This is a genomic window from Caballeronia sp. LZ024, assembly GCF_031451455.1.
Taxonomy (GTDB): Bacteria; Pseudomonadota; Gammaproteobacteria; order Burkholderiales; family Burkholderiaceae; genus Caballeronia; species Caballeronia telluris.
Genome location: NZ_JARUXL010000004.1, coordinates 1,410,483 through 1,419,766, shown reverse-complemented (window position 1 = coordinate 1,419,766; position 9,284 = coordinate 1,410,483). Strand labels below are relative to the sequence as shown.

General features: G+C 64.3%; 10 protein-coding genes and 1 pseudogene. 8 read left to right on the top strand and 3 right to left on the bottom strand.

The window, feature by feature from the left end; genetic code table 11:
* The 5 genes and pseudogenes from QCE48_RS28810 to QCE48_RS28790 form a co-directional block, all read left to right on the top strand.
* Positions 1-259 (top strand): annotated as a pseudogene (locus QCE48_RS28810) (oxalate/formate MFS antiporter); the annotation flags it as partial.
* Positions 256-1,251 carry a LysR family transcriptional regulator gene (locus tag QCE48_RS28805; protein ID WP_309781955.1) on the top strand — a complete coding sequence of 332 codons (996 nt, stop codon included), beginning with the start codon at positions 256-258 and terminating at the stop codon, positions 1,249-1,251. The pseudogene QCE48_RS28810 and the gene QCE48_RS28805, both read left to right, overlap by 4 nt.
* Before the next feature lie 203 nt (positions 1,252-1,454).
* Positions 1,455-2,468 (top strand): 2-dehydropantoate 2-reductase, encoded by a 1,014-nt coding sequence (locus QCE48_RS28800; protein ID WP_309781957.1) that lies wholly within the window; start codon positions 1,455-1,457, stop codon positions 2,466-2,468.
* A gap of 113 nt (positions 2,469-2,581) precedes the next feature.
* Entirely contained in the window at positions 2,582-2,803 is a 222-nt protein-coding gene (locus QCE48_RS28795) for a hypothetical protein (RefSeq protein WP_116566615.1), read from the top strand.
* Positions 2,793-3,524, top strand: coding sequence for a GntR family transcriptional regulator (locus QCE48_RS28790; protein WP_309781961.1), 732 nt, complete (start codon positions 2,793-2,795; stop codon positions 3,522-3,524). Before QCE48_RS28795 ends, QCE48_RS28790 begins: the two co-directional genes overlap by 11 nt.
* 59 nt (positions 3,525-3,583) lie before the next feature.
* On the opposite strand, the gene sucD is transcribed toward QCE48_RS28790, so the two are convergent.
* A complete protein-coding gene (gene sucD / locus QCE48_RS28785) occupies positions 3,584-4,456 on the bottom strand; it encodes a succinate--CoA ligase subunit alpha (protein WP_309781962.1) in 873 nt (290 codons plus the stop codon).
* Between the two features lie 11 nt (positions 4,457-4,467).
* Positions 4,468-5,667 carry an ADP-forming succinate--CoA ligase subunit beta gene (gene sucC, locus QCE48_RS28780; RefSeq protein ID WP_309781965.1) on the bottom strand — a complete coding sequence of 400 codons (1,200 nt, stop codon included), beginning with the start codon at positions 5,665-5,667 and terminating at the stop codon, positions 4,468-4,470.
* Between the two features lie 424 nt (positions 5,668-6,091).
* Between sucC and frc the strand changes: the two genes are divergently transcribed.
* The 3 genes from frc to QCE48_RS28765 are packed head-to-tail and all read left to right on the top strand — an operon-like array spanning position 6,092 to position 8,898.
* On the top strand, positions 6,092-7,339 hold the full coding sequence (frc, locus tag QCE48_RS28775) for a formyl-CoA transferase (RefSeq protein WP_309781967.1): 1,248 nt from the start codon (positions 6,092-6,094) through the stop codon (positions 7,337-7,339).
* Positions 7,340-7,370: 31 nt separating this feature from the next.
* Positions 7,371-8,150: a fumarylacetoacetate hydrolase family protein gene (locus QCE48_RS28770; protein ID WP_309781968.1), complete on the top strand. Its 780-nt coding sequence runs from the start codon at positions 7,371-7,373 to the stop codon at positions 8,148-8,150.
* A 16-nt stretch (positions 8,151-8,166) separates the two neighbouring features.
* The gene (locus tag QCE48_RS28765; protein WP_309781970.1) at positions 8,167-8,898 is read left to right on the top strand and encodes a hypothetical protein; all 732 of its coding nucleotides are present in this window, start codon (positions 8,167-8,169) and stop codon (positions 8,896-8,898) included.
* 93 nt (positions 8,899-8,991) lie between these two features.
* Here the strand turns inward: QCE48_RS28765 and QCE48_RS28760 are convergent, their stop codons facing one another.
* Positions 8,992-9,246 carry a CsbD family protein gene (locus QCE48_RS28760; RefSeq protein WP_087631993.1) on the bottom strand — a complete coding sequence of 85 codons (255 nt, stop codon included), beginning with the start codon at positions 9,244-9,246 and terminating at the stop codon, positions 8,992-8,994.
* Positions 9,247-9,284: the final 38 nt, after the last annotated feature.

Sequence of the window (9,284 nt, the reverse complement as noted above, 5' to 3'; positions counted from 1 at the left end):
CGGCACGCTGTACACGGCGAAGGGCACGGCGTCGATGCTGGTTCCGGTGGCGTCGCTGCTGTCGGCGGTCGGTGGCTGGAACGCGGTGTTCATCTGCGCTGCGGGCATCTCGATCGCCGCGGCGATCGCAGCCAAGTTCCTGCTCGCGCCGATGAGAAAGCGCTGGATCAACAACACGGTCGAACAGACCTCGAAATCGGTCGACGCTTCGTTCCAGGCGACGTGGTCCGAGACGCCGCGCAACTCGTCCGCGCGATGAGCACGCTGAGCGAACCGCGTCCGGATGTGCGCGACGCCGCGCCGGACACCGCGCAGGTGGCGAAGGCGCTGAGTGTTTCGCTGCATCAGCTGCGTCTTTTCATCACGCTCGCGCGGCATCGCAGCTTCACGCGTGCGGGCGATGAATTCGGCATCACGCAGTCGGCGGTGAGCCGCAGCATCCGCGAACTGGAGGACGAAATCGCGCTGCGGCTCTTCGACCGGACTACGCGCCAGGTCGCGCTGACCGACGCTGGGCGCAAGCTGATCGCGCGGGTCGCGCCGCTCGTCGAGGAACTCGAAGCGACCTTGCGGCCGCGTTCGGGCGACAGTGCGGAGCCGGGTATCGTCCAGTTCGCGAGCAGTTCCAGCCTGACGGCGAGCGTGTTGCCGGCGTGGCTGGCGTCGTGCGCGGCGAGCCATCCCGATCTGTCGATCGCGCTCGTCGACCGGCCGCAGAACCAGGTGCTGCAACTCGTGCGCGCAGGCGAGGCGGATCTGGGCGTCGTGATCGCGCCGGACAACGTGAGCGAACTCGTGGCCGAGCCGCTCTTCGACGATCCGTTGTGCGCGCTCGTGCCCGCGTGTCATCCGCTCGCGTCGCAGCGCAGCGCGCACTGGCGCGCGTTGCGCGGCGCATCGCTGCTGGTGCTCGACGACGACGCCGAAAGCCACGCCGCCACCGAGCGTGCGCTGATGCTGCACGACGTCGCCGGAACGACGCGCCAGCGGCTTGCGCAGGCGCAGTCCGTGATGCAGATGGTCGAAGCGGGGCTCGGCATCGGCGTCATGCCGATGCACGCGTGCGCGGCATGGGCCGGGCGCGGCGTGCAGGCGGTGGTGCTCACGCCCGAAGCCTCGCGGTCCATCATGCTCGTGCGCCGCAAGGGCCGCGCGCTACGCGCCGGCGCGGCACACGTCTGGGCGCATGTCGTCGCGGCGTCGCTCGCGCGGCGCTCCGCATCGCCGACGCTTCGGGCCGTCGAAGCCTGATCTCAGCGGCGAAGACGCAGGTCTTCGCCGCCCCCGATTTTCTCCGCAGCAAGCCAGCACTTACTTCATCGATACGCGCGCGAAGCCTTCGCGAGCGCGGGTTTGCGCTTGTCTGCGAGGGCACAAATCGCCTTGTTTAGTGGCTATGTGGAATGTAGTATGTTGTATATCAGAAGGCAAATAATCACCCTTAGGAGACGAGCATGAAGATCTGCGTGTACGGAGCGGGAGCAATCGGTGGCTATATGGGCGCGCAACTCGCGCGCGCGGGCGCGGACGTGAGTTTCGTCGCGCGCGGACCGCACCTTGCGGCGATGCAGGCGAACGGCGTTCGCCTGCAGATCGACGGCCAGGAGCACACGGTCAAGGTCCGCTGCACCAACAATCCGGCGGAACTTGGCCCGCAAGATTACGTGATCATCGCGTTGAAGGCGCATTCGGTGCCGGGCGTCGTCGATCTGATCGCGCCGCTGCTCGGACCGGACACGGCGGTCGTCACCGCGGTGAACGGCTTGCCCTACTGGTATTTCTACAATCACGGCGGCGAGCTGGCCGGTACGACGTTGCAGTCGATCGACCCCGGCGGCAAGCAGTGGAAAGTGCTCGGACCGGAACGCGCGATCGGCTGCGTGCTGCTGCCGGCGGCCGAGATCGCGGAGCCGGGCGTCATCAAGCATGTGTACGGCAAGAAATTCCCGATCGGCGAGCCGAGCGGCGAGATCACGCCGCGCCTGCAAGCGTTCCACGACATCATGGCCGCCGCCGACATGGAAGCGCCGATGCGCAACAACATTCGCGACGAAATCTGGCTGAAGCTGTGGGGCAACCTGTGCTTCAACCCGATCAGCGCGCTGACGGGCGCCACGCTCGACGTCCTGACGAGCGATCCGGGCACGCGCGCGCTGTCGAAGGCGATGATGCTGGAAGCGAAGACGATCGGCGACAAGATCGGCGTGAATTTCCGCGTCGATGTGGAGAAGCGCATCAACGGCGCGGGCGCGGTGGGTGCGCACAAGACCTCGATGCTGATGGACTGCGAAGCCGGCCGGCCGATGGAAATCGATCCGCTGATGACCGTCGTGCAGGAAATCGGGCGCCTCGTTCACGTCGAGACGCCGATGCTCGATGCGGTGCTCGCATTGATCAAATTGCGCGAAGGCATCAACCAAGGTACGGCGGTCGCGCAACCGCCGACGGAAACGCAAAAAGCCGCCTAAACTGCTTGTAAGCGGACGCTGTTGTTTCTGATATACAAGATGCAAAATATGTTGCGTCGTGATGCGACGCAACATATACTGGAGGCTCCTAAGTACTTACCCGGAGCATTCAAATGAGCATCGCATTAGTCGTCGTGTTGGGAATCGCTTTGATGGCCATTGGCGTGAGCGTTACGTTTATGATTGCATCGTCGGTGCCGCAGTCCATGTTGCAGCGCGCATCGGATCACGGTCGGTTTGCCGGCTTGGCGGCGGACGATCAGAACGGCGGATCGGGCAAGCGCGTGTCGGCGGGCCAGCCGCAAATGGGAAATCGAACCATCAATGCCATCTGATACTCAATCTGTAGACAGACTCGAGCTTCGTCCCGCTGGGCTGACGCTCTCGCTAGAACCGATCAATGCCACGGTTTCGCTGCGCGATCAGGCGTACGCGAAACTGCGGCAAGCGATCGCGGAGGCGGACATCTATCGCTCGCGCGAAGAGATCCGGCTCGACGAAAAGGAATTGACGGAGGCGCTCGGCGTAAGCCGCACGCCCATCCGCGAAGCGATGACGCTGCTGGAGCAGGAAGGCTTCCTGCGCACGGTGCCGCGTCGTGGCGTATACATATTGCGCAAGACGAAGCGTGAGATCGTCGAAATGATTCACATGTGGGCGGCGCTCGAAAGCATGGCCGCGCGCCTCGCCACGCAGCGCGCGACGGACGCGGAAATCGCCGGGTTGCGCCACATGTTCGACAATTTTCGCGATTCGACGCCCGCCGAACACATCGACGAGTATTCGGAGGCGAACATCGCCTTTCACCAGGCGATCGTGCAGCTGGGCAAGTCGCAGATCATCTTCGACACCATCAAGAACATCTTCGTGCACGTGCGCGCGATCCGGAAGATGACGATTTCGCAGAGCGACCGCGCGTCGCGCTCGATCGTCGATCACATGCGGATCATCGAAGCGCTCGAACAGCGCGATACCGAACTGGTCGAGCGGCTGGTCAGGCAGCATTCGCTCGATCTGGCCGCGTTCGTCGAGGTGAATTGCGACTTTCTCGACTGAAAGCCGAGCGTGACAAGAAATGGAAAGCCGTCCGGCATCGCGCCGGACGGCTTTTTTGTTTAACGCATCGCGTGCAGCATCGTTTCGCCGAGTGCGGCGGGCGAATCGGCGACGTGAATGCCAGCCGATTTCATCGCGTCGATCTTCGCGCCCGCCGTCCCCGAGCCGCCGGAAATGATCGCGCCCGCGTGGCCCATGCGCCTGCCGGGCGGCGCCGTCGTCCCGGCGATGAAGCCGACCACCGGCTTTTTCGTGCCCGACTCCTTCAGGAACTGCGCCGCTTCCTCCTCCGCCGATCCGCCGATCTCGCCGATCATGATGATGCCTTCGGTGGCGTCGTCGGCGAGGAAGAGCGCGAGGCAATCGATGAAATTCGTCCCGTTGACCGGATCGCCGCCGATGCCGATGCACGTCGTCTGGCCGAGGCCGGCTGCGGTCGTCTGTGCGACGGCCTCATAAGTGAGCGTGCCGGAACGCGACACCACGCCGATCTTGCCGGGCCGGTGAATGTGTCCCGGCATGATGCCGATCTTGCATTCGCCCGGCGTGATGACGCCCGGGCAGTTCGGCCCGACGAGCCGGCTCGCCGACCCCGCGAGCGCGCGTTTCACGCGCAGCATGTCGAGCACCGGAATGCCCTCGGTGATGCAGACGATCAACGGCACTTCGGCATCGACGGCTTCGAGGATCGCGTCGGCCGCGAACGGCGGCGGCACGTAGATCACGGAAGCATCCGCGCCCGTCTTGTGGACGGCGTGCGCGACGGTATCGAAAACCGGCAGGTCGAGATGCGTCGTGCCGCCCTTGCCGGGCGTCACGCCGCCGACCATGTGCGTGCCGTAGGCGATCGCCTGCTCGGAGTGAAACGTGCCCTGCGCGCCGGTGAAGCCCTGGCAAATCACCTTCGTGTTCTTGTCGATCAATACGCTCATGATTTTTCCCCTTATTGGCGTGCGGCGGCGACGGCGCTGACGATCTTGTCGGCAGCGTCGGCCAGGTTTTCTGCGGGAATGATCGTGAGGCCGGACGTGCGCAGGATTTCGCGGCCGGCGTCGACGTTCGTCCCGGCGAGCCGCACGACGAGCGGCACGTGCAGGTTCACCTCGCGCGCCGCCGCGACCACGCCTTGCGCGATCACGTCGCAGCGCATGATGCCGCCGAAGATGTTGACCAGAATTCCTTCGACTTTCGGATCGCGCAGGATCAGCTTGAACGCCGTCGAGACGCGTTCCTGCGTCGCGCCGCCGCCGACGTCGAGAAAATTCGCCGGTTCGCCGCCGTAGAGCTTGATGATGTCCATCGTCGCCATCGCGAGGCCGGCGCCATTCACCATGCAGCCGATATTGCCGTCGAGTTTCACGTAGTTCAGGCCGTGCTTCGCCGCTTCGATTTCGGCGGGCTCTTCTTCGTCTTCGTCGCGCAGCGCTTCGATGTCAGGATGGCGGAAGAGGGCGTTGTCGTCGAAATTGAGCTTGGCGTCGAGCGCGATCACGCTGCCTTCGCCCGTCACGACGAGCGGATTGACCTCGACGATCGACGCATCCAGATCGACGAACGCCTGATAGAGCGCCGCAATGAACTTCGACGCCGCGCCGACCTGCTTGCCCGACAGGCCGAGTCCGAACGCGACCTGACGCGCGTGGAACGGCTGTAGCCCGGTGGCCGGATCGATCGCGATCTTGAGAATTTTCTCGGGCGTCCGATGCGCGACGTCCTCGATTTCCATGCCGCCTTCGGTCGACGCCATGATCGTGATGCGCGACGACGCGCGATCGACGAGCATGCCGAGATACAGTTCGCGCGCGATGTCGCAGCCTTCTTCGACATAAAGCCGCTTCACTTCCTTGCCGGCCGGCCCGGTCTGCTTCGTCACCAGCACCGACGACAACATCTGCTGCGCATTCGCCCGCACGTCCTCGACCGACTTCAGCACGCGCACGCCGCCTTTGCCGTCGGGATCGTTGGTGAAACGGCCGGCGCCGCGTCCGCCCGCGTGAATCTGCGATTTCACGACCCACACCGGCCCGCCGAGCGCGTTGGCCGCGTCGGCGGCTTCCTGCGCCGAAAACGCGACACGCCCCTGCGGCACCGCCACGCCGTACTGCCGCAGCAACGCCTTCGCCTGATATTCATGGATGTTCATTGCGTCTCCTGTTGTTCTGAACAGAATGAAGCGCCAGGCGATGATGGGCCAAAGTCGAGCGCTGAAATATGATATATCACATTTCACGGCGACCAAAAGGAGGTTGTGAGCGAAAGCGACGATGCAGGAAGTAAGCAGCAGTTTAAAGACTGATCGATGCGGATTACGCACAAACGACTTTTGCTGCGACGCAGAAAGCGTGGACGTAAGAGCGATGCCTGATAAGCGTTTCCAGTGATGTTGCAGCGCACTACAGGGTTTCCGAGATGGCCCGAACGCTTGACTAATACTGTGTGTGGAATATTGTATATCACAACGGATCGACGGCCGGCGCTGCTCGCTGCTGTCCCCAGCGCCCAGGAAACGATGGGCGCGCGCGATCGACACATATATAGAACGGATACGAAACGAAAGGGAGACGGCAATGGGCAAGGCACTGGATGGTGTGCGCATCCTCGATTTCACGCACGTTCAATCGGGTCCGACCTGCACGCAGTTGCTCGCGTGGTTCGGGGCGGACGTGATCAAGGTCGAGCGCGCGGGCACGGGCGATATCACGCGGGAGCAACTGCGCGATATTCCCGAGGCGGACAGCCTCTACTTCACGATGCTCAACCACAACAAGCGCTCGGTCACGATCGACACCAAGAACCCGGAAGGCAAGAAGGTTCTCGAAGCGCTGATCAAGAAATGCGACGTGATGGTCGAAAACTTCGCGCCCGGCGCGCTCGATCGCATGGGCTTCACGTGGGAACGCATCCAGGAACTGAACCCGGCGATGATCGTCGCGTCGGTGAAGGGTTTTGGCCCCGGCCCTTACGAAGACTGCAAGGTCTACGAGAACGTCGCGCAATGCGCGGGCGGCGCGGCGTCGACGACCGGTTTCGACGACGGCCCGCCCGTCGTGTCCGGCGCGCAGATCGGCGACTCGGGTACGGGGCTGCATCTGGCGCTTGGCATCGTCGCGGCGCTTTATCAGCGCAAAACCACCGGACGCGGCCAGAAAGTGCTCGCCGCGATGCAGGACGGCGTGCTCAACCTGTGCCGCGTGAAGCTGCGCGACCAGCAGCGGCTCGAACGCACCGGCGTCATGAAGGAATATCCGCAATATCCGAACGGCACTTTCGGCGACGCCGTGCCGCGCGCGGGCAACGCCTCGGGTGGCGGCCAGCCGGGCTGGATTTTGAAATGCAAGGGCTGGGAAACCGATCCGAACGCGTATATCTACTTCATCACGCAGGCGCCGGTCTGGGGCGAAATCTGCAAGGTGATCGGCCGGGAAGAGTGGATCGATCATCCCGACTACAAGACGGCCGCCGCGCGCCTGCCGCACCTGAAGGACATCTTCGCTGAAGTCGAGCGCTGGACAATGTCGAAGACCAAGTTCCAGGCGATGGAAATCCTCAACAAGCACGACATTCCGTGCGGCCCGATCCTGTCGATGAAAGAAATTGCCGAAGACGAGTCGCTGCGCAAGACCGGGACGATCGTCGAAGTCGATCATCCGGTGCGCGGCAAGTACCTGACGGTCGGCAATCCGATCAAGCTTTCCGACAGCCCGACCGACGTCACGCGCTCGCCGCTGCTCGGCGAGCACACCGACGAAGTGATGGCCGAGCTCGGCTACAACGCCGACCAGATCGCGACGCTTAAAAGCCTCGGCGCCATCTGAGCGTCTCAAACAACACTTTCAAGGAAAGCTCGTGACTAACTGGATCCGCTTTCGCGATGCCGAGGGCCGCATCGGCTTCGGCACGCTCGATCAGCACGCACTTCGCGTCCTTCAATACGACGGCTCGCTCTTCGAAAAGCCCAAGCCCACCAACAACTCGTTTGCGCTCAGCGAAGTCACGCTGCTCGCGCCTTGCCAGCCGAGCAAGGTCGTGGCGCTCTGGAACAACTTCTATGCGCTGTCGCAGAAACTCGACAAGGCGCCGCCGAAACATCCGCTCTTCCTCATCAAGCCGCCGATGTCGGTAATCGGGCCGGACGCGGACATTCGCCGCCCGAAGAGCTATCAGGGCAAGATCGCCTACGAAGGCGAACTCGGCATCGTGATCGGCAAGACGTGCAGTAACGCGAGCGTCGAGGAAGCGGAAAGCGCGATCTTCGGCTACACCTGCGTGAACGACGTCACCGCGATCGAATTGCTGCAGGAAGATCCCAACTTCGCGCAATGGTGCCGCTCGAAGGGCTTCGACACGTTCAGTTGCCTCGGACCGACCATCGCCACGGGTTTCGACTGGCGCGCCGCGCACGTCGTGACGACGCTCGACGGCGTCGAGCGCCAGAACTATCCGCTCGACGACATGATTTTCTCGCCCGCCGAGCAGGTCGCGATGGTTTCCGCCGACATGACGCTCGTGCCCGGCGACGTCATCATGTGCGGCACGTCGATCGGCGTCGGCTCGATCAAGGACGGCTCGACCGTCGATGTGACGATCGCAGGGATCGGCAAGCTCTCCAACCGGCTCGCGGTATAGCGCAGGCGGACGCGCCATGTTCGATGCCCTCGACGGCGCGCTCTGCGTGCTGGCTGTCGCAGCGACGATGGAGGCGCTCCGCGCGAGCGGCGGCATCTCCGCGTCGCGGCGGCGCGTGCTATGGGAAATCGGCGCGATGGGCGCGCTCGTCGTGCTTGCGCATGCGGCGGGCGGCAGCGCATCGGCCGTCTTGTCGATGATCGTCGCGCTCGGCATCGCGGGCGGTGCGGCGGCCGTATGCGCGCGCTTCGGGATCGATCGCGCGCCGCGCCTCTCGCGCTTGCACGGCATGATCGCGGCGGCGGCGCTCGCGTCGACGCTCTTCGCCAAGCCGGACGAGCCGGTAGCCGCGCTGATCGGCGGGAGCGTTGCGCTCGCCGGCGCCGCGCTGCTCTCGCGGCTGCGCTTCACGATAAAGGACGCGTCGCTCGCCAGCTCGTTGCACTTCGCCTGCGCGGGCGTGTGCGCCGTGATCGGCTATGTGGCGGGGCAGGAGGCGGGCGCGCTGGCGGTCGTGATCGTGAGCGCGATGGGCGCGCTGATCTTCTCCCATCTGACGATGGCGCTCGCCGGGCCGGCGTGGCCCGGGCTCGTCTCGACGCTCGATGGCTTTGCGGCGTGTTCGGTGGTCGCGGTCGGAATCGTTGGGGGCAGCGGCGCGTTGCTCGTGACGGGCACCGCGCTCGCGATCGGCTGCGCGGCGTCGCATGCGAGCGCGATGCAGTCGCGTGCGAGTTATTCGAAGTAGGCCGGCCTCGCCAGCAAACAAAACGGCGGTTCGCCTTGCAGCGGACCGCCGTTTTTACATGCGACGCGCGACTTCGACGCGCACCAGTTGCGCTCAGCGATCGCGGTTCCACAACGCGCCGAGCACGAAGCCGACGGCGGCCGCGATCAGCACACCGTTGATCGGCTGGCTGACGACGGCGGTTCGCACGTTGTCGATGGTCTGGCCGTAGCTCTGCTGGAGCGACCCCAACGCCTGGCGCGCCTTGCCTTCCGCCTGCGTCGAGGCATCACCGGTAATCGCGCCGACTGCGTCCTGCACCTTGCCCGCGACGGTCTGCGCCGCGCCTTCTACCTGATCCTGCACCATGGTGCCTCCCGTTGGAATGAATCGTGTGAATCGAATCC